Source organism: Nostoc sp. C117 (genome assembly GCF_043099735.1).
GTDB lineage: Bacteria > Cyanobacteriota > Cyanobacteriia > Cyanobacteriales > Nostocaceae > Nostoc.
Window position 1 is genome coordinate 509,659 of sequence record NZ_CP170991.1, and the last position, 22,121, is coordinate 531,779.

Consider the following 22,121-nt stretch of genomic DNA (forward strand, 5'->3'; position numbering starts at 1 on the left):
GTCCCCTTGTTCCCCTCATCTCCCCTACCTTTCTTTCTTAGGAGGTCGATATACATGAGAGTCCATTCAATAACTGTATTTTTTGTCGAAGACTCTGCTGAAGACAGAGCTTTATATCGACGCTTGTTGGAGCGGGACGATCGCTACACTTACAATATTTACGAATTTGAGTCTGGGCATGAGGCGCTGCAAGGTTGTCAAGGACAAATACCGGATCTGATTTTGTTGGATTACCAATTGCCAGATTTAGATGGGCTGGAATTTCTCACTGAGTTACAAAGGCAAATCCCCGGCAATCAAATTCCAGTAATTATATTGACTGGGCAGGGGGACGAAACCATCGCTGTGGAAGCCATGAAAAGCGGGGCACAAGATTATTTAGTCAAGGGAAAACTGACTAGTAAAAGTTTGCGCCGAGTAGTTCATGGGGTAATCGAACGAATGCAGCTAATGCGGCAAATCGAACAACGGCAGGAACAACAACGCCTAGTAGGAGCGATCGCTCTGAATATTCGCCAATCTTTGAAGCTTCAAGATATCCTTGCCACTAGTGTTAAAGAAGTTCGCCAGTTACTCAAAGCCGATCGGGTAATAGTGTATCAAATCACACCTGAAATGAGTGGTAAGGTTGTGGCGGAGTCGGTGTTACCTCAATGGACACCAAGTTTAGGCCTGGAAATTGAAGATACCTGTTTTCAAGAAAGCCAGGCACAAGAATACCACCAAGGAAAAATTTGGACAGCGGCGAACATCTACGAAGTGGGTTTAAGTGACTGCCATATTCAAGTTTTAGAACAGTTTCAAGTAAAGGCGAATTTAGTTGTCCCTATTCTGGTAGAAAAGTCTGGAACTTCAGCACTTTCTCTATGGGGGCTTTTTATTGTGCATCAATGTTCTGCTCCCCGGGAATGGCAGACATTTGAGGTAGAATTGCTCAAACAACTGACACTTCAACAAGCGATCGCCATTCAACAAGCCCAACTCTACGACCATCTGCAAACTCTCAACACTCAGTTGGAAGCCAAAGTACAGGAACGCACTGCTGCACTACAGGAAAGCGATCGCCGATTTCGCGCTATCTTTAATAATACTTTCCAATTCACAGGTTTACTAACACCAAGTGGCATTCTTCTAGAAGCAAACCAAACTGCATTAAGTTTTGGTGGACTGAAGCTAGAAGATGTTGTCAATCGTCCCTTTTGGGAAGCACACTGGTGGACAATTTCATCGGAAACCCAAGAAAAATTAAAACAAGCGATCGCCCTTGCAGCCAAAGGGGAGTTTATCCGTTATGAAGTTGATGTTTTGGGGGCAAATAACCAAGTAGCAACAATCGATTTTTCCCTGCGTCCGCTGCAAAACGAAATCGGTCAAGTGGTTTTGTTGATTCCAGAAGGGCGAGATATCACTCAACGCAAACAAACAGAACTTGCCTTGCATGAGCGTGAGCTAATGTTGTCCTTGATTGGAGATAATCTGCCCAATGGCGCAGTTTATCGAGTAATTCGGGAACTGGATGGTAGCGATCGCTTTTCCTACCTGAGTGGGGGAATTGAAAGACTGATGGAAGTCAGGGTAGAAGATGCACTTAGAGATTCATCTCTGCTTTATCGTCAGTTTATCCCAGAAGATATCCCCCGCCTACAGGCAGCCGTTGAAGAGTCCCGCCTGAATTTGTCTGTGTTTGATATTCAACTGCGAATCCAAACGCCCAGGGGTAATCTGAAATGGTTCCATTTTCGTTCTACACCACGTCAATTGTCTGATGGGCGTGTGGCTTGGGATGGACTGGTAGTAGATGTTACCGACCTTAAGCGTACCGAAGAAACACTACGCAAGAGTCAAGCTTTGCTAGAAGAATCCCAGCGAGTTGCTCGCCTTGGCAATTGGGAATTTGAACTTGCTAGCGGCAAAATTACCTGGTCGAAGGGGCTTTTCGACCTCTTCAATCGAGAACCCGCACTTCTTGAGCCAAACTATGAAGAAAATCTCCAATTGTATCATCCTGAAGATGGGAAGAAATTGCACCAAGCTGTTGAGCGAGCGATCGCCACAGGTGAGTCCTATAAAGAGATTCTCCGTGTACCCCAGCCAGATGGTTCTCATCGCTACTTCGAGGGCATTGGACATGCAGAATTTAACGCCGATGGACAGGTGATTCGCCTTTATGGTACTGCCCAAGATGTGAACGAACGAGAAGTTGCCCTGGGCGATCGCCAAAAAGCGGAAGAAACCTTGCGCCAAAGTGAAGAACGTTGGCAATTAGCGATCGCCGGGACTAATGAAGCAATTTGGGATTGGGATATTTCTACGAATCAAACCTTCCGATCTGCACGTTGGTTCAGCATCTTAGGATACGAACCCAACGAAATTAGCGATCGCGATGATGAGTGGAGTAATCGCATTCACCCTGATGACTATACCAGAGTGATGGCTGCACAAGAAGCTTATTTGCTCCAGCAAGTTTCAGATTATAACGTTGAGTATCGTCTGCGGTATAAGGATGGCAGCTACCTATGGGTTAGATCCCGCGCCAAAGGTATTTGGAATGAGCAAGGAAATCCAGTGCGATTGGTGGGTTCACTTGCGGATATCACCGAATACAAACAAGCTCAGGAAAAACTCCGACAAAGTGAAGCACAGCTAGCCACGACTCAACAGATCGCCCATGTCGGCAGTTGGGAATGGAACTTAGAAACGAAAAAGCGTTGCTGGTCAAGGGAAACTTTTCGTATTTTTGGTCTAAATCCAACTCAAAGCGAACCGACCCAGCCAGAATTCCTCCAGATGGTTCACCCAGAGGATCGCGAACTGTTTCAAACCAATTTTGAACGCGCCATCGCTCAAGAAATTCCTTTCAATATTGAGTATCGAATTGTCCGACCAGATGGCTCAGTCCGTTACCTTGAGGCTAGAGCAGAGATAGCTTACAATCCTCAAGGACAAGCAGTTAAGCTGTTGGGATCTATTCTAGATATTACAGAACGCAAACAAACTGAATTAGAAATCACCAAAAGCCGCGACCTGCTAGAAGCTGTTTATAATGAGTCTGCTGACGCGCTGTTTTTGGTGGATATAGAAACATTACTCACCACTGAATGTAATGAACGAGCAGTGAAGCTATTTGCAGCCTCTAACAAAGCTGAACTGATTAATATCGAAGTTCATACACTGCAAAAACAACACTTCACTCTTGATGAGTTAGACTCCATAACCGAAGAAATTAAACAGCAAGGGTTTTGGAGTCGAGAAATTGAATATGTCACCAAGCAAGGGAATTCCTTTTGGGGAAATATTGCCGCCAAACAAATTACGGTTGCTGGCAATGTGATGAATTTAGTACGAGTCACAGATATTACTGCGCGTAAACATGTTGAAGAAGAGAGTCAACGGGCAGAAATAGCCCTGCGAAAAAGTGAAGAAAGATTACAATTAGCACTTGAAGCATCTGGGGATGGTTTGTGGGATTGGAATATTCTCACTGGAGAGGTGTATTACAGCCCCCGCTATTTAGAAATGCTCGGATACGGGCTTGATGAACTTCCCCAGGATTTGAGTACTTGGAACCGATTAGTTCATCCAGAGGATCTGCGTTGGGTAGAGCAAAATTTAGCAGAACACTTAAAGGATAGTTCAGTACCTTACAAATTTGACTATCGACTCCAAACTAAATCGGGCGAATATAAATGGATTGCCAACTACGGTAAAGTTGTTATGCGAGATGAAGAGGGTAACCCTCTGCGGATGACTGGTACTCATCGGGATATCAGCGATGTCTACGATGAGCTTCGCTTACGCAAGCAAGCCGAAGCAGCTTTAGCCAAAAGTGAAGAACAACTGAGACTAACGTTGGAATTTAACTATATCGGTACTTGGGACTGGAATATTCAAACAGGTGAAGTTATCTGGAACGACAACCATTTTCGCTTGCTGGGGTTGGAGCCAGAAAGATCAACAGAGAAGTATCTACTATGGTGTAATTCTATTCATCCAGAGGATGTTGACCGAGTTGAACAGGCTTTATTCAACGCCCTAGCAGAGCATATTAATTATGAAGCTGAATATCGTGTAATTTACCCCGATCGCAGTATTCACTGGCTGACTGGCAAAGGACGCGGTGTTTATAACGAAGCAGGGGAAGCTATACGAATGTTAGGTGTAATTATTGATATCAGCGTTCAGAAACAAGCAGAGGCAGCCCTGCGAGAAAGTGAAGCCCGGTTCCAAGCATTTATGAATAACAGCCCGGTGCTGGCCTGGATCACCGATCCAGAGGGGCGTGTACTTTACTTAAACCAAACATACTTGCGAACATTTAACTTACGACCCGAACAGGTGATCGGCCAATCCATTTATCAACTCTACCCAGCTGAAATTGCTCAGAAGCATTTCGATCACATTCACACAGTTATACAGACAAATCAGGTACTTGAGCTAATCGAAGTTGCTCCCCGACCAGACGGTAGCATTGGTGAGTTCTTGGTATATAAGTTTCCCATTCTGGGATTGTCTGCACAAAAGTTAGTTGGTAGGGTGGCGATTGATATCACAGAACGGAAAATTCTGGAGCGAGAACTGGCTCATAAACAACAGTTATTAGATGCTTTTATCAGCAGCGCACCCGTTGGTCTGACTGTACTCGATCGCCAACTGCGTTTCACATTGATTAATCAAGCATTAGCAGAGATGAATGGGATTCCGGCAGCAGCACATATTGGTCAGACTGTATGGGAAATTATCCCTAATTTGGCGCCACAGCTAGAACCTGCCTTTCAACATGTTTTAACCACAGGTAAACCGATTCTGGATTTGGAAATCAGCGGCGAAACTGCCAAATTCCCTGGTGTGAAAAGGACTTGGTTAGCTTCCTATTTTCCCATTCAGTCTGAAACCGAGCAACCAATTGGCATCGGTATTGTAATTGTGGAAATAAGCGATCGCAAACGCGCCGAACAAATGCTAGAACTGCAAGCAGTAATTACCCGAAACATGGCTGAGGGACTTTGCCTGGTTAGAGCCACTGATGCCATTATTGTCTACGCCAATCCTAAATTCGAGCAGATGTTTGGCTATGATACTGGTGAATTAATTGGTCAGCATGTATCGATTGTGAATTATGGCGATCGACATACTACACCTGAAGATGTAAATCAGGCGATTAGGAATGCTGTTTTACAACATGGTGAAGCCACTTATGAAGTTCATAATGTTAAGAAAGATGGCACTCCCTTTTGGTGTAGTGCAATTTGTTCTGTCTTTGAACATCCTGAGTATGGCAGCGTCTTTGTCGCTGTCCAACAAGATATAACTGAGCAAAAGCAAGCAAAGGAAAAAATCAAAGCTTCCCTCAAAGAAAAAGAAGTATTACTCAAAGAAATTCACCATCGTGTGAAGAATAATTTAGGAATTGTCAGCAGTTTGCTACAAATGCAGTGCAGACGTACACAAGATCCTCAGGTAACTGCAATTCTGCGCGATAGCCAAAACCGCATTGCTTCTATCGCCCTAGTTCACGAAAAGTTATATCGCTCTGAAGACCTCGCTGATATAGATTTTGCTCAATACATCCCAGATTTAACAACTCATTTATTTGATTCTTATAACGTCAGTTCCAGCCAAATTCAACTAAAGATTCAAGTTGATAATGCTAACCTCGACATTGAGGCTGCTATTCCTTGTGGTTTGATTATCAATGAACTGATTTCTAATGCTTTGAAATATGCCTTTCCTGATAATCGTGGAGGAGAAATTGAGGTTAAGTTTTATCAAGAATCAGAGTGTACCTTGATACTCATTATTCGAGATAATGGTATCGGGTTACCGGAAAATTTTGATACCAAGAAAGCTAAAACGCTCGGTATAACTCTTGTCCAGGGTTTAGTCAAACAGCTGAGGGGAAAGCTGGAAATTCATTGTCACCAGGGAACACAATTCAAAATTAGTTTTACAAACAGCCGGACATAAACATGATGAACACCCCATCAAACACATCGACGAAAGAAACAGTTAGAGTCCTAATTGTTGAAGATGAATATATTCTTGCTATTAACTTACAAGAAAACTTAGAGTCTCTGGGATACACTGTTTTAGATATTGCCGATTCCGGACAAATGGCTATTGAAAAAGCAACTGAGTTGCTCCCTAACTTGATTCTGATGGATATTCGGTTACGGGGTGAAATGGACGGTATTCAGGCAGGAGAGCAAATTTGGCTTCGTTTGCAAATTCCTATTATCTACGTTACAGGCCACTCAGATAAGAGTACTGTGGAGCGGGCAACGCTCACATCCCCCTTTGGATATATTCTTAAACCCATCAAAGAGCAAGAACTCTATGTTGCCATACAAACAGCACTCAATCGCTACAATCGCGAGCAATTTTTGACTTCTGTGCTTCGAGGTATGGGTGATGGGGTGATTGTAGTAGATACTGAATTACATGTTAAATACATCAATCAGGTAGCTGAAGCTCTGACAGGGTGGCAATGGGATGAAGCCAAAGACAAAATGTTAACTGAAATCATTCAACTCATTGACGAACAAACTCAGATGACTGTAGAAAATCCAATTATCGCCGCCCTCCAACAAAAAACTGTTATCTATTTAGGCAGTCGTGTCTTACTCGTTAGTAAAAACGGGACAACTGTTCCAGTAGCTGATAGTGCCACTGTCCTAAGAAATAATCAGGGTCGAATTACAGGAGCCGTACTAGTTTTTCGGGATGACACGCGACGACGGCTAATTGAAGAACGCAATATCGCTACTGAACGTGCTAAACAATTAGAAATTCAAGTGGCAGAACTAGAAAAATTAAACAAATTAAAGGAAGATTTTTTACTAACTACCTCTCATGAAATGCGAACGCCATTGTCAAACATCAAAATGGCAATCAGTGTGCTAGAAAATATTTTAGATCGGCAGCCCGTTTTAAATGCAGATACACTTGTTAACTCTGAGATTGCCGGTCGTTATCTAAGCATTATGCGTGACCAATGCGAACAAGAATTAGATTTGGTAGACGATTTGCTGCATCTGCGAATGATTGATGCAGATGCGTATCCATTGGAATTAACTTTAATTCAACTCCAAAACTGGCTTCCTCATATTGTCGAGGCTTTTGAAGCACGTGTTCAAGATAAACAACAGATGTTGCAAATTAGCATCCCTCCAGATTTACCACCTTTAGTTTCAGACTTGGCTAGCCTAACTGAAATTATCTCAGAGTTACTCAATAATGCTTGTAAATACACTCCTACTAATGAACAGATTAGGATAAGTATCGAGATCGTTCATATCACAAAAAATCTCATAAATAAAGATACTGAATCTAGCCAAGCAAATAATCTTCAAATTCCCTTTTTTCAAATCACAATTAGCAACTCTGGGGTTGAAATTTCTCCAGAAGAACAATCTAGAATATTTGACCCGTTTTACCAGATTTCAAAAAATAGGAGACAAGAACAATCTCAAGTCTTTGACCAGATTTATCAGGTTGGCCAGAGAGATCGCCGCCAATATGGTGGCACAGGATTAGGCTTAGCATTGGTTAAGAGATTAGTACAATATCTCCAAGGCACTATTGAAGTTACTAGTTATCAGGGCTGGACAAGTTTCATAGTTCAACTGCCCTGGAGCTTCTCAAAGTAATTACCAAATATCTGACACAACCAATTAATCAACTGTTAAACTCAAAGTGTGGTGAAAATTCAAACACTCAACAGTAATTTAATGTGATTTTGATCTGACTTTTCACGGTATGTGGAAAACCTCTCTCTAAATCTCTCTCCTACAAGGAGAGAGACTTTGAATTTTCCCCCTTCCCGTTTCCGGAAGAGCAGGGTGGTTTCATACAAACAGAGAAAAACTAAAATTGGGTTTCAAAGCCTCTCCCCCGTGGGGGAGAGGTTTGGAGAGAGGGAAAAAGGCTGGAGACAAAACGAGAAATCAAGACTTATGTATTTTTCTTTTTTCGTATGAAACCACCCTGCTTCCCGAAACCGGAAGGGGGCTAGGAGGTTAGGTCAATCGTTAGCTTTTCCACATGAGGTGAAAAGTCAGCTCTACAGCATGGTCTATTTGTCGCATTCTTTTTTCAAATTGATATCACTTTCAATTAACGCTCAGATTGTTTGATGGGAATTTCGATCGCAAATTCTGCTCCTTGTCCAATAACTGAGTTACAGGTGATTTTTCCTTGGTGTTTTTGGACAATGATTTGATAGCTAATGGACAATCCTAACCCGCTACCTTTGCCCACTGGTTTTGTAGTAAAAAATGGATCAAATAAACGCCCTAGCAATGACTCTTCTATTCCAACGCCATTATCGGCGATCGCAATTTTGACCATATTCGAGTCTACCATCTCTGTGCAAATCCGAATTTGGGGCATGGGGCATGGGTCATTTCCATCATCCCCTTGTTCTCTTATTCCACCATCTCTCCATTCCGGATTACCCCTTATCCCCACTCCATTTTCTAAAGCATCAATCGCATTATTCAACAAATGCATAAATACTTGATTTAGTTCACTTGCATAACAGGTAACTGGAGGTAAGTTACCATAATCTTTAACTACAACAATTGCCAAGCGATCTACTGTTTCCTTCAATCGATGCTGTAACATTACTAAGCTGTTTTCAATACCTTCATGGATATTTACCTGTTTCATGTCGGATTCATCGTGTCGAGAAAAATTTTGTAGTGCCAGTACTATTTCCCGAATGCGATTAGAACCTCTATACATTGCACCTATTAAATTTTGCAGATCGTTAATCACAAAATTTAGGTCTATGTCTTTGGCTATTTGCTGAATTTTTACTGTGGGTTTTGAATATTCTTGTTGATAGACCTCAATTATATTTACTAGGTCTTGGACATATTGACCAGCATATTGGAGATTCCCATAAATAAAACTGATCGGGTTATTAATTTCATGAGCAATTCCAGCTACTAACTGTCCCAATGCTACCATTTTTTCGTTTTGAATTTGTTGAACTTGAACCGCTTTTAAATTGTCAAGAGCCTGTTGAAGTAAAAAGTTTTTTTCTTGTAGTTTAACTTGCAGCAAACGTAAATTAATCTGATTTTCAATTCGCAACACAACTTCTGCTCCATGAAAAGGCTTGGCAATATAATCTACACCGCCAACATCAAAAGCTTTTGCCTTATCTACAACATCATCAAGGGCACTAATAAAAATCACTGGAATTTCGCAAGTTTTATCGTCAGCTTTGAGTTGTTGACAAACTTGATAGCCATCCATACCTGGCATATTGATATCGAGCAAAATAACATCTGGCAAAACCATTTGACAAGCAGTCAGTGCCATTTTTCCATTTAAGGCTTTGCGAACTTCAAAGCCTTGTGCAGTCAACATTGCCGACAAAAGTCGCAAATTATCTGGGGTATCATCTACCACCAAAATATTTCTTTTATGATGGTTAGTTTGATTTAAATCCATTATTTATGAAAAACTATGTTTATGAGGATTAAGGATAGTAAATGCTGATTTGAAATCACCCTGACAATATTGCTCAATTTCGCCGAAATAGTTATATTTATAGTTTAACTTTCACAGTACTTGGAGAGTTTTACAGAAAATGAAAGCTATGACCCAGTTAGGAAACTTGCGAAGCTAAAAGCCCAGTTACAGCAGTATACTAGATAGCACGCACAAAGGATCTAAGCGAAAGTCAATAATAAAGTTTTTCTGAGGTGGTATTTGATAACTACCATTGAGGTAATGCGGCAAGTAACTTCATAACTAGTTGTTCTTCTATGGGTTTCGAGAAAAGATATCCTTGAGCAAAATTACAGTTTAGACTTTTCAGTTGGGCTAACTGTTCTTCGGTTTCGACGCCTTCAGCGATCGCACTCATTCCCATTGAGTTGGCAATACCAATCATCGCTGGTACTAAGCCCATATTTTCTTGGTTTTCCTGCATCCGTTTGACGAATGACTGGTCAATTTTCAGTGCATCTAAAGGAAAACTATGCAAGTAACTTAAAGAAGAATATCCTGTACCAAAGTCATCCATAATTAATTTTATTTTACGCTGCTTTAGTTCTTGAAGAATTATTTTAATTGCATGAGTATTTTCCATAATTACACTTTCTGTAATTTCTAATTGTAAGTATTCTGGATTTATTTTGTTTTCATAAATTATTCGATCAATTTGTTCTACAAAATTGGGCTGTGAAAATAATCTTGCACTCAAATTTACACTAATAGTTAAGGGTTCTGGTATTACTGGATGATGTTGCCAGATGCTTAGTTGATGGCAAGCTGATTGTAATACCCACGTATTAATGGTATTAATCAAACCTGTTTCTTCTGCCACCGGAATAAATTCAATCGGAGAAACTAAACCGCGAATCGGATGTTGCCAGCGTACCAAGGCTTCAAAACCAGAAATTCTACCTGTGGTTAGCGAAACAATTGGTTGATAGTAAACGAGGAATTCTTGTCTTTCAACAGCCCTTCGCAAGTCATTTTCTAACTCTAAAATCTGAATGGCTTGCTGATGCATCACTGGGTCAAAAACGTGATATTTTGCTCTTCCTTGAGCTTTAGCGCGATACATTGCCGTATCAGCATCACGTAGTAAATACTCTGGACGGTCGTAATCTTTATTGCCCCAACTAATACCAATACTGGCATTCATAAATACCTCGTATCTTGACAGTTTAAAAGCAAGTGATAGCTGTTGGAGAATGCGTTCGGCAACCTGGATTGCTATATTGATATCTGTGATATTTTCTAAAAGAATGCCAAATTCGTCGCCGCCTAATCGTGCTAGGGTATCAATAGGTATCAGACATGCTTGCAGTCTGCGGGCAATGGCTATCAGCAATTCGTCTCCTACTAAATGGCCCAGTGAATCATTGATAACTTTGAAGCGATCGCAATCTAAAAAAAGTACGGCAAACTGATAACTAGATTCTTGTTTAGCACGAGTTAGAGCATTTTTTAGTTGCCTGATAAACAAAACTCGGTTTGGTAACCCAGTCAGTGAATCATGCAGTGCTATATCTAAAATTTGACTTTGTAATTTCTGGCGGTAAGCAATTTCTTGATGGAGTTTTTGCAGAGCATTTTCTAGCTCCCAAGTACGTTCTTTGACCCGATGTTCTAAATCTACGTTTAGTTTCAATATTTCTAAGCGCGCCGATCTCAACGCTAGTTGATTTTGCACCCGCACTAAAACTTCTTGAAACTCAAAAGGTTTAGTGATGTAGTCTACCCCACCGACTCTAAAGGCTTTAACTTTGTCAAAAACATCATCCAAAGCGCTAATAAAAATTACCGGAATATCGGCTGTTAGCTCCCAAGCTTTTAACGTTTGACAAATTTCATAGCCATCTACTTCTGGCATCATAATATCGAGCAAAATCAAGTCAGGTAATACTGCTTGAGTTGCTGTCAATGCCATTTGCCAGTTCAAGGCTTTACGAACGTTATACCCTTCCCTTGTCAATATTGAAGATAAAACCCGCAGGTTATCTGCCATATCGTCAACGATCAAAATATCTTTTTTATAAGGGTCTAAATGCTCGTAATTCATTCTATGTTTGTTCTAGTTAATTCCATGATTTTCTCAAACTGATAGTTATTTGCTAAATCCCTGAAAATTTGGATCGCTGGACCCTTATCTGATGGAATTTGCGTGAGTAATTGTAAAATCATCTCATCACTACAACTGGCTGCGGCATAGTGTATCTTTTGGAGCCATTCAGGCGGCATCTGGGATAAATGGCTCAGGAGTTCAGTAACACTGCTAAACATCTGTGTAGATTGATCGACAACTCCTATGTTTGTGGTTTCTATTCGGCTGGTATACTTTACACCTAAATGTTCACTCAGTTTTTCTAATAATACTTCTTGGGTGAATGGCTTGCGAATAAAATCATCACACCCAATGGATAAAGTTTTCTGACGTTCTTCCTCAAAGGCGCTAGCGGTCAGTGCAATAATAATGGTGTATTGATTGGAGCAGTCTTCGGTTTTTCCAGGGAAGTTATAATGGGGAGCTAGGACTGTTAGCATTGGATCGCTAAAAGATCGATTTGCCGTAGCAAAGGGCTGACTCGCACTCAAGTGAGTAGGAAGTAGTGTTTGACTTTGCGAACTGGCCTCAGTTGATAAAGGTTCTTCCCTATAGACCGATTCTTGAGATTTAATAATTCTTGTAGCTTCGTAACCATCCATAACAGGCATTCGCATATCCATGAAAATCAAGTGTGGTTGCCAAGATTCCCAAGTTGCAACTGCTTCCATACCATCTGTAGCTTCCCTGACTTGAAAGCCCATAGATGTAAGAATTTTAACTAGTAACAGACGGCTTTCTTTGGAGTCATCAACTACTAAAATCCGGTATGGTTTTTGAGTAGCTGCTAAGGCGATAATTTGGTATTTATTTTGGTTTGTGGGTATTTCTGTGGGACAAGCTAGAGCAATCTGAACATCAAAGGCAAATGTACTCCCTATACCAGGAGTGGTGCTGACAGTAATATCTCCCCCCATTAGTTGCACGTATTTGCGGCTAATGGCTAAGCCCAGTCCCGTCCCTTGTTGGGATTTTCGGCCAATTTCAGTCTGCTCAAAAGCCTCAAATAGCAAGTCAATTTCTTCTGGAGCAATACCACAACCTGTATCTTGGATCTCAAAGATTAGGGATTGGGCGGATGCAGCTGGCGCAAAGAAAGAACTCTCTGTGTCCTCTTCGCCAGTTCCTAGTCTTACCCGTAATGTCACATTTCCAGTATCAGTAAATTTGATGGCATTTCCTAAGAGGTTGAGCAATACTTGACGCAGTTTATTTTCGTCTGTTGCTACATATTGAGGAAGGTCTTGTCCATATTCAAATAGTAGTTTTAGGTTTTTAGATGTAGCATGTAAATTCAACATTTCTTCTAAGTTCTTCAATAAATGAATTAAGTCAAAGCTACTCAAATTTAATCTGATTCTACCAGCTTCAATTTTGGACATTTCTAAAATGTCGTTAATTAAATTGAGTAGGTGTTCGCCAGCACGATTAATAATTGTCAAGTTTTTCTGATGTTCGCTAGATAATGAATAATCTCGGCTCATGACTTGCGTAAAACCGAGAATGGCATTGAGTGGGGTACGTAATTCATGGCTCATGTTAGCGAGGAATTCGCTTTTGGCGAGGTTTGCGGCGGCACTTCGTGCTGCTTCCCGAACAGCTGCTTGTTGCTCCTGTGCAGCTATTTTTTGCGATTCAATCAGTTCTTCTTGGGTGATTTGTAATTGCTCAATAACTTGCTGAAATTCGTCAGTACGTTTTTTGACTTGAGCTTCTAAGATGAGATTATATTCTGCTAATAACTTTTCTGCTTGTTTGCGTTGACTAATCTCAAAAAATGTGGCGATCGCAAAAGCAAGATTTCCTGATTCATCATAGATTGGTTTCCCTAAAACTTCAATGGCAATAATCTTGTCGCAACGGCGAATTTCCATATTATCAATTCTGCTACTTTCGCCTTGCAATGCCCTGAAAATAGGCATCCGATCCCTAGGATAAAGTTCATCTGTGCCGGCAAGATAAGCCTGATATACCTCTGACAATTGTTCTGCAGGAATTTCAGATCTTGTCGCTTTACCAAGAATTTCCTGACCAATTTTATTTGTGTAATAAGGGTTACCTTGAGCATCTATAATAAATACACCCACGGGCATAGCTTCTAAAAATTGAGTCAGCCGACTCTGACTTTCAGATAGCGCCTCATTTAAAACTTGCATTTCGGCATTCTTTCCTGCCAACACACTAAAGGATACCTCGAGTTGCTTGGCCATAGTTTCAAATGACTTAGCTAGTTCTCCTAGCTCATCAGAGCGGTGAATTTCTGGTATTTGCTCCCATTCACCTTTAGCAATTTTCTTCGCCAATCTGTTTAATAGCAGAATCGGCTTAATTACCCAACGAGCGGTCAAAATCCCAATTTCTGTAGCTACTAAAAAAGCAATTATGCAGAGTATGATAGTGGTGCGAGTATTGGCATTAATCTGCTCCATAAATTCCCTTTCTGGGATGACTGCTACAATTAGCCAATCCAAACCCAAATCATCCTTCCAAGTTTTTACCTGCACAAAATAATCTATTCCATTGGTGGTAAAGGTTAGCTGTTTTTTCCCTGCAATAAACCCAAGACTACCAAAGTGTTTAATCAACGACTGTGTGGTGAATCTAATTAAAGAATTTTTACTATCTAATGCTGATAAACGTTTTCCTTTACCATTAACGATGGTATAGGGTGGATCGCTAGTAGAAGAAGCTACTATTAATCCAGAACGCTCTAAAATAAAAGTTTTACCTGATTCTCTAATCTTTAACTTGGCTAAAAAAGTGCTGATTTGTGACAAGAGTAAATCAACACTAATTACTCCAACAAATTTGCGATTTTTATCGTAAACAGGATAACTGGAAGATATGGATAAAATTTCTGGTTTATCTTCCCATTGATAAATTTTACTCCAAACTGGTTTGCCTATATTCACTGCATCTGCATACCAAGCTTCTACGCGAGGATCGTAACTTTTGACTTCTTGCAAATGGCGGCGATTTCCTCGATTATCTGTAGTATAGACATAAAGTTTCCCTACACTATGCTTTTCGCTAACTTCATTAATCAAGAGGTTGCCATTATCTAGACGTTCAACACCGATAAATTCACCTTTGGGATTGGCAAAGCTGTTGTAGCCAATATTAAAAACCTGCATTTGTTTCCAAAAGTATTTTCCGGTGGTTTGAAAGTCAGCAAGCTTAAGCAAATTTAGCTCAATTGCATCTAAATTAATTTGATTTATTTGCTTCGGAGTTGTTAAATAGTTATCAAGATGCTGTTCAATGCGATCGCAAATTTCATTTTCTAATTGAGCAGCAAGCTCTTTTACCGCTTTTTGTCCATTTTCATAGGAAAGATAGCCCACAAGTCCTACCGCGCCAAAAATTTGCAATATGAAGGGCACAATCAGAACATAGCTAAGGGGCATCTTGGCATACACTTTGCCAACTAAGCGATTTAGATATTTGACGGGCTGAAGTTTGGATAACATTGTTTTTTGATTCTTCCCCAGCTTTTACTGGGGGAAATTTTGCCATATTAGCTACATTCCTTATGATGACAACTACGGTGTGTCATAGAATCAGCTATGACATCTTTTATATACTAAAGTATAAAGAAACACAAAATCTTTATTTTATATACTTGTGTCATTGGGTGAGTTCCTCCAACATCTAATTTTCAGACTTGACGATTACACCTTAATTTGTTGAATTTTGTCTGGGAATGTATCAATAGATTACATTATTTGGGAAAAACCGAAATTTAACCAATAAGCTACAGTATGCCATTCTAAAATTCAGGTTGCCATTAGCACCCAATCCTAAATTTAATTTTTAATTACTGATGTCTTGATTTTCCGATCTTAAAAGCTCTCGGTGTGTGCAAAAATTTAGATTATAACTAAAACAATTTTTAAATTTTCATGTAAATACACAGTAAAGATCAAAAAAATAAAAAAATTTACTTTGTATTTTTTATTGTGACAAAATATTAATTTTGTTGTGGAAATATCTCCACTTCATCGCCGATTTGTAAAATTTTTCCGGCTGATGATGCAGGTAATTGTGTATTCACACTTAATCTGTAAAAGTGCTGAAAACGTGATGAAGCAACGTATTCTGGTAACGTTGCTTGTCGCTGCTTCACAAATATTTTTTGAAAGTTTAGATAACCTTCGCCCAAAAAAGAATCACGTGTTGGAACTATACAACGCTGACATGGTTTAACTCCAAAAAACTGCACATCTCCTACTCGAAAGGAGACTAAATCAGTTTGTTCGCCAAATAGCCGATCTTCCCAAAATGGTGGTACACCATCAATCTCAATGTTTGCACGCATTCGGCGACGTATTTCATCTACACTTAAGCCAGGAAACCAAGAAGCGACTTCTGCCAAGGTTGCTGTACTAATTACTGTTGGGCCAGGTGAGTCTGTATCGTCAGGAAAGCCCATCAGAGAGTTTTGTCTGAATGTAACAGCAAACCCAAAAAAATCACTCAAAGTTGCTTCAAGTGCTTGTTGTTGTTGATGCAAATTAAAAACTTGTTGTGAGTTGCTAGGGGGGATTTCCAGGGAGATCGTTCCATCCGATCGCCCAGACGTGTTTGGGTAAGACGCGCGCAGTAAATGAATTTTGGCATGACGTTTGCTATTGACAAATCTACCCTGTTGATCAAAGATAGCAAACTCGCGGTCATGCTCTAGTGCGCCGGTGGCAAGAACTCTGGCACTTTCAACTTCAACACCATCCAGTGACTTAACCGGATAAAGTAAAATTTTAGCTAGGTAAGGCATCATAGCAATTTTAGGACTTAGACAAAATATCCTGCTTGCCTATTTTTCACTATTTTGTTGGAGTTGGGAAGGAAAGTTTATACTCTAATTGTAAAAGGCGATCGCCTAGGATAAAGTGAGCCGATCGCGCGGTTGTTAATGAAAAGCGATCGAGGTGAGAGTAGAAGTTGGTTTACCCAACTGATTATCAATAGTTTTTTTTGCTCGTTCTAAAGCTTGACGTAAAACTCTTTGACCAACTCTAGAAACTAACCTGACTGTTGACCATATCATTCCCCTCGCTCGTGGCGGTTAAAACGATATCAGCAATCTACAAACACTCTGTTTCACCTGCAATCAGCAAAAAACCGACAACATTGAGCCCCAGTTTAGACGCCATTTTGAATTTATATGGATGCAATACGTTCATGAGGCGCACAACTAGCTGTGCGCCCCTGCTGTTATGTCAACTGATTTGAAATCATACTGACATCAACGGCTAACTTTTTACCCAACTTGAGCAACTGTCGGCACTGATGAGTATCTTCTTCATTGCCGAGGGTGGTGTTGCACAAAGGTATTATTTGACTGTGCAGAGAACTAAAATATAGTTCTTGGGATCTATGTAGAGAAATATGTATGTTTAATTGATCCCCGACATCAATCAACCGCTCCAAGAGTTGGATCTCTGCATTAAAGCTACCATTAGCATCATGCAATAATTGCCAAAGCGATCGCGCAATTAATTGTTCTAACATCTGTTTGCCGTCGGGAATATTCAGCTGACAACGCAGATGTTTGGCTTCGGTGGCGATCGCCTCTAATTCTACTATGTGATTCCAACTCTTTTGGGGATCGCTGATATCTTGCTCAAGCGATCGCAATGTCATCAAACAGCGATGCCCTAAAGCTATTTCCGCTGCTACCTGCAATTCTTGAGGTACTGCAATTTCATCTCGATGAAACGCCATCAACACACCATAATTATCACGGTAGGCTTGGGTATAAAGCTGTCCTAAACGCGTCAGTGTTTCTTGACTCAAAAGGCGCATAATCCGGTGGCGTTCTTCAGCAAAGAGATTTTCTAGGCTGAAAGTATCTTCCCCAAATAACTGCGTCATCGCCAAGATCGTATGAGCCGCACTCGCTTGTTGCAGTGCGCCAAACAGCTTTTCTTTTAATTGGCTGTAGTCACGCCGCCCGGTAAATTGTTGAATGCAGCAGTGAAAATCCCAGCCTCCCAAATGCAGAACCGCAAATACCAAATGTTCGCTTTCCCAAGTAATTTCTGATACCAGCTTTAAATTACCCACAGCCAGAGTTAGCGATCCCATGCGTTGCAGTTGGTAATCTAACTCATTGGCCGCGTAGCAATAAACTCGTTTTTGGGAAGGATGATGGTGTTTGTCACCAGCATCTTTTCCAGATAGGGAATTGCGCGTCTCTGCTGGTTTGTGATTCGTAAACAGGGAACTAATGGCGTAATGGGCTGCTACTTGCTTAAAACCAACTTGGGCCGTTAGCACTAATTGTCGATAAATTTCCGCACCATGTTTGAAGCTATCCACATTACTGGGTGCTAAGCCCAGATGTTTGAGGAAGCCTTTTTCTAACTGCACACCAGCTACTTCCCCCGCCAATTCCAAAGCACGGGCGGCGTAGCGGAGAATCTGTGTCCCCTCTGGACGAGAAATTTCTTCAAAAAACCAGCCACAGCTAGTAAACATCAACAAAGCATGACGTTGCATTTCCAACAAGCGTAAAGCGTCTACTTGTTCGGCGGCTGTGAGTTTGTGGGTTTGATGGCGGGAGAGAAAACGGTTGACATTGGCAGAAGAGCGATCGCGCATCACTTGAATATATTCATCTCGTGCTTGCCAGGGATCGCGGAATAACTCTCTACCATGTTCTTCATACACCTCAATTAGCTGATCCCGCAGCCAATTTAAAGCATCCCGCAACGGACGACGCCATTTTTGATGCCAAACGCCACCTTCTCCACCACAACCGCAGTCATCCTGCCATCTGTCTACACCGTGAGCGCAACTCCAGGCTGTGACTGACTTTAATTCCACTTCCCAACTAGGAGAATTTAAGCTCAAGTAGTGGGCGAAGTTCGTCACCGTCCAACCATGTTGAGGAAATTCTTTTGTAAAGGCGTAGGCTAAAGTTTTCTCAGTTCCTTTTTTGTGATGTCCAAAGGTTTCCCCATCTGTCGCCACAGAAATCAACTGTGCTAAACGATGATCCCCACGTACCGCCGAACCGATACGTCCAGCAAAGCGATTGGAATTATAAACGACATCACTAAAGCCCATGTCCCGCGATATGGGACCATCGTAGAAAAAGATATCAATGTAGGGTAATCCTTCGCTACTCTCATCTTTGGGGCTATCGGGGATCGTACTCAGAGGTGAAGTTGAAGTGTCTAGTGTTGGCTTCAAATAACAACGGTAGGGACGGGTAGCATCAATCTGACTACCGCCGACTTCAATCCATTCGGGATTCGGATGATCTGGAGTCTGAGAGGGACGACAACGCAACGCTTGAGAAGGTGCAAGGATTACAAAGCGAATACCTTCAGCAACCAAAGCTTCTAAGGTGGCATAATCCACACCTGTTTCTGCTAGCCAGATGCCTTCGGGATCGCGGCCAAAACGAGAACGGAAGTCTTCTTTACCCCAGCGAATTTGGGTATATTTGTCCCGTTCGTTTGCCAGAGGCATGATGATGTGATTGTATACTTGCGCGATCGCATTGCCATGACCATGCAAACGTTGACTACTGTTAGCATCAGCCTCCAAAATCCGCTGATAAACCTCCACATCGTAGCGTTCTAGCCACGACATCAGCGTTGGACCAATATTAAAACTGAAATGCTCATAATTATTGACGATCTCCACCACTTCGCCTCGGTCATTTAAGACTCTGGCAAAAGCATTCGGGCGATAGCATTCCCAATGAATCCGCTCATTCCAGTCATGGAAAGGTGCAGCGCTCGGTTGGCGTTCAATTGCGTCCAGATAAGGGTTTTCCCTTGGTGGCTGGTAAAAATGACCATGCACCGTCACATAAACACCATTAGCCTTTCTCAGGGGATCGGTCTCGTGAGCGTTCTGGGAATCTGAATGTAATGTTAACGTTGAGCCAGAGCTAACTGGCATTTCAGCAGCAGAAGTCATGTATATTTATCCAAAACAAAAACTTGCAGTTGCACCGATAAACATTGTGCATAAACCTTTCTACAATGGCTTTGACACAAAATCCGGTATAAACGACAACTATGGAAATACAACGAAATTTTTGAGAAAGCTGTTTTAGTATAGTGGGAAATCTGCGTTATTGCACAGCCCTTTCCTGGAAGGCTTGAAGTAATTGCCCATTCTACAACGCCTGAGTTACAGGTTTTCTCGTTGGCAGCGCCAATGAAAAATTTAATTGTCTTTTAATATATTAAAACCCATTTTTCGTGTAAAATTCTGAATCCACTTCATACTTTTGCAACAGAAAATTACGAAAACTTCTTAGATGGCAATATTATTTTACATAAAATCCGCAGTAGTGAACTGAAAACAGTAAAAATTCTGAATTAGTCTATAGACGGTTGAGAGTATCCTATGGAAGTGCCGAATACTGGGTTATAGAGGTAATTCATCAATTGCTCCTACAACTCTCCGATAAGATACCCTAAATTCAAGACAAGAAATGTCAACTAAAAACATTATTCTTCTGGTTTTATTACTGTTTATCCCGGTTTCTGTAGCAGCCCACTTTCTGGAATGGGGAGAATTGATAGTTTTCATTACAGCCGGATTAGCGATTTTGCCCTTAGCGGCTTGGATGGGGACAGCCACAGAAGAAATTGCTGTAGTTGTGGGACCATCATTGGGGGGCTTGTTAAACGCCACCTTTGGCAATGCGACGGAACTAATCATAGCCCTAGTAGCACTAAACGCTGGATTAATAGATGTAGTCAAAGCCAGTATCACGGGATCGATTATTAGTAACTTACTACTGGTGATGGGTTTTTCCATGCTTTTAGGAGGACTGCGCTACAAAGAACAGACATTTCAGCCAATTGTGGCGCGGGTGAATGCGGCTTCGATGAATTTGGCGGTAATTGCCATTTTGATGCCAACGGCGATGAATTATACCTCTGAAGGAATTAACGAACAAACACTGCAAAATCTTTCTATTGCTGTTGCGGTAGTATTAATCCTGGTTTATGCCTTAACGCTGCTATTTTCGATGAAAACCCACTCTTATTTATATGATGTGGGTGTAGCGGAGACAGAAGAAGAGGAAATCCCTCATACGAAACCAAATATGATGTTATGGGTTGGCGTACTGCTAGTATGTACTGTGCTAGTGGCCATTGAGTCAGAAATGTTAGTTGATTCTCTGGAAGTAGCTACATCTCAACTAGGTTTGACGGCGCTATTTACCGGAGTGATTTTGGTTCCTATAGTGGGTAACGCGGCTGAACATGCCACAGCAGTCACCGTAGCGATGAAAGATAAAATGGATCTTTCCCTTTCGGTAGCAGTGGGCTCAAGTATGCAAATTGCCCTGTTTGTCGCCCCAGTGTTAGTTATCGCCGGGCGAATATTGGGTCAACCAATGGATTTGGATTTCAAACCTTTTGAATTAGTCGCTGTGGTTGTGTCAGTGTTGATTGCCAACAGTATTAGTTCTGATGGTAAGTCTAATTGGCTTGAAGGCACCTTATTATTAGCTGCTTATACAGTGTTGGGGTTCGCTTTTTACTTCCATCCTGTGATGGAAAGCATGGGTTAGGTAACTTACAGCGCGATCGCCCTCAGTTTAACTCAAAGCGATCGCTCTTGATTATGGATAATGACATGTTTTATTACATTCCTTAGCGTGTCAATGAAGAAATTTTAGAAAAGATTAAAACAGCAGCATTTTGCAGTCCTCCACTACCAGAGGGAATAAAGGTGTCAATGAAAGCTCCAGTCTGGGCATCGTAGCGTAAAATGCTATTGTTGCCAAAGCTACCAACATAGAGGTTACCATCGTATCCACCAAACATCACACCAACTGGGCATTGTAGGCCACCACTACCAGGGGGAATAAAGGCATCAATAAAGGTTCCAGTCTGACCATCGTAGCGCAAGACACTATCAGTGTTTTCACTGCCAACATAGAGGTTTCCATCTGGTCCAAAAGTTAAAACAGAAGGAATAGATAGTCCACCACTACCAGAGGCTACAAAAGCATCAATGAAAGCTCCGGTCTCACCGTCATAGCGGAGAATGCTGTTGTTGACCCTACTGCTCACATAGAGATTATTGTCTGGGCCAAAAACTAAACCAGAGGGTTGGTTTAGTTCACCCCTATCAGAAGGGACAAACGTATCAACGAAATCTCCAGTTTGGCCATCATAGCGGAGAACACTATTACTGTTCATGCTGCTGACGTAGAGGTGATTATCTGGCCCAAAAACCAAACCAGTAGGGGTATTTAGTCCACCACTATTAGAGGATACAAAGGCATCAATAAAAACTCCACTCTGACCATCATAGCGAAGGACACTACTATCACCAAAGCTACTTACGACATAAAGGTTATTATCTGGCCCCAAGGTTAAGCCCACAGGGGTGGACAACCCGCCACTGCTACTGGGAACAAAGATGTCGATGAAATTTCCAGTCTTTTGATCGTAGCGTAAAATACTTTTGTTACCAAAACCACCAACAAGTAAATATTCTGGAGACTGTACAGAAGTTAAAGAAGTCATAG

The 22,121-nt window shown here is 41.3% G+C and carries 10 protein-coding genes and 1 pseudogene; 4 read left to right on the plus strand and 7 right to left on the minus strand.

Features of this window, described 5'->3' with window-relative positions; all coding sequences use genetic code 11:
* Nucleotides 1-54: 54 nt before the first annotated feature.
* Nucleotides 55-5,964, plus strand: a complete 5,910-nt coding sequence (locus ACFG4S_RS03965; RefSeq protein WP_392533570.1) for a PAS domain-containing protein — start codon at nt 55-57, stop codon at nt 5,962-5,964.
* Between the two features lie 2 nt (nt 5,965-5,966).
* Nucleotides 5,967-7,646 (plus strand): ATP-binding protein, encoded by a 1,680-nt coding sequence (locus ACFG4S_RS03970; protein ID WP_392533571.1) that lies wholly within the window; start codon nt 5,967-5,969, stop codon nt 7,644-7,646.
* A 466-nt stretch (nt 7,647-8,112) separates the two neighbouring features.
* On the opposite strand, the gene ACFG4S_RS03975 is transcribed toward ACFG4S_RS03970, so the two are convergent.
* The 5 genes from ACFG4S_RS03975 to ACFG4S_RS03995 all read right to left on the minus strand — a co-directional run bounded on the left by ACFG4S_RS03975 (nt 8,113) and on the right by ACFG4S_RS03995 (nt 16,652).
* Nucleotides 8,113-9,459, minus strand: a complete 1,347-nt coding sequence (locus tag ACFG4S_RS03975) for a response regulator (protein ID WP_392533572.1) — start codon at nt 9,457-9,459, stop codon at nt 8,113-8,115.
* Nucleotides 9,460-9,727: 268 nt separating this feature from the next.
* A complete protein-coding gene (locus ACFG4S_RS03980; RefSeq protein WP_392533573.1) occupies nt 9,728-11,563 on the minus strand; it encodes an EAL domain-containing protein in 1,836 nt (611 codons plus the stop codon).
* Complete coding sequence (locus tag ACFG4S_RS03985; RefSeq protein WP_392533574.1) at nt 11,560-15,075, minus strand: ATP-binding protein; 3,516 nt, start codon at nt 15,073-15,075, stop codon at nt 11,560-11,562. The genes ACFG4S_RS03980 and ACFG4S_RS03985 overlap by 4 nt, the downstream gene beginning before the upstream one ends.
* A 500-nt stretch (nt 15,076-15,575) precedes the next feature.
* Nucleotides 15,576-16,379, minus strand: coding sequence for an MOSC domain-containing protein (locus tag ACFG4S_RS03990; protein ID WP_392535903.1), 804 nt, complete (start codon nt 16,377-16,379; stop codon nt 15,576-15,578).
* Nucleotides 16,380-16,514: 135 nt separating this feature from the next.
* Nucleotides 16,515-16,652, minus strand: a complete 138-nt coding sequence (locus tag ACFG4S_RS03995; protein ID WP_392536156.1) for a hypothetical protein — start codon at nt 16,650-16,652, stop codon at nt 16,515-16,517.
* Here ACFG4S_RS03995 and ACFG4S_RS04000 point away from each other — a divergent pair.
* Nucleotides 16,624-16,803: pseudogene (locus tag ACFG4S_RS04000) on the plus strand (HNH endonuclease); the annotation flags it as partial. The gene ACFG4S_RS03995 and the pseudogene ACFG4S_RS04000 overlap by 29 nt on opposite strands.
* A gap of 16 nt (nt 16,804-16,819) precedes the next feature.
* Here the strand turns inward: ACFG4S_RS04000 and ACFG4S_RS04005 are convergent.
* The gene (locus ACFG4S_RS04005) at nt 16,820-19,540 is read right to left on the minus strand and encodes a DUF3536 domain-containing protein (protein WP_392533575.1); all 2,721 of its coding nucleotides are present in this window, start codon (nt 19,538-19,540) and stop codon (nt 16,820-16,822) included.
* A gap of 523 nt (nt 19,541-20,063) precedes the next feature.
* Here ACFG4S_RS04005 and cax point away from each other — a divergent pair.
* Nucleotides 20,064-21,155 (plus strand): calcium/proton exchanger, encoded by a 1,092-nt coding sequence (cax, locus tag ACFG4S_RS04010; RefSeq protein ID WP_392533576.1) that lies wholly within the window; start codon nt 20,064-20,066, stop codon nt 21,153-21,155.
* A gap of 82 nt (nt 21,156-21,237) precedes the next feature.
* Here cax and ACFG4S_RS04015 read toward each other — a convergent pair whose 3' ends face one another.
* A complete protein-coding gene (locus ACFG4S_RS04015) occupies nt 21,238-22,119 on the minus strand; it encodes a hypothetical protein (protein ID WP_392533577.1) in 882 nt (293 codons plus the stop codon).
* Nucleotides 22,120-22,121 lie beyond the last annotated feature (2 nt).

Coding starts and splice junctions, on each gene's coding strand:
- ACFG4S_RS03995 (WP_392536156.1), bottom strand. CDS start 16,652: ATGATATGGTCAACAGTCAGGTTAGTTTCTAGAGTTGGTCAAAGAGTT.
- cax (WP_392533576.1), top strand. CDS start 20,064: ATGTCAACTAAAAACATTATTCTTCTGGTTTTATTACTGTTTATCCCG.
- ACFG4S_RS03980 (WP_392533573.1), bottom strand. CDS start 11,563: ATGAATTACGAGCATTTAGACCCTTATAAAAAAGATATTTTGATCGTT.
- ACFG4S_RS03965 (WP_392533570.1), top strand. CDS start 55: ATGAGAGTCCATTCAATAACTGTATTTTTTGTCGAAGACTCTGCTGAA.
- ACFG4S_RS03975 (WP_392533572.1), bottom strand. CDS start 9,459: ATGGATTTAAATCAAACTAACCATCATAAAAGAAATATTTTGGTGGTA.
- ACFG4S_RS04005 (WP_392533575.1), bottom strand. CDS start 19,540: ATGACTTCTGCTGCTGAAATGCCAGTTAGCTCTGGCTCAACGTTAACA.
- ACFG4S_RS03990 (WP_392535903.1), bottom strand. CDS start 16,379: ATGCCTTACCTAGCTAAAATTTTACTTTATCCGGTTAAGTCACTGGAT.
- ACFG4S_RS04015 (WP_392533577.1), bottom strand. CDS start 22,119: ATGACTTCTTTAACTTCTGTACAGTCTCCAGAATATTTACTTGTTGGT.
- ACFG4S_RS03985 (WP_392533574.1), bottom strand. CDS start 15,075: ATGTTATCCAAACTTCAGCCCGTCAAATATCTAAATCGCTTAGTTGGC.
- ACFG4S_RS03970 (WP_392533571.1), top strand. CDS start 5,967: ATGATGAACACCCCATCAAACACATCGACGAAAGAAACAGTTAGAGTC.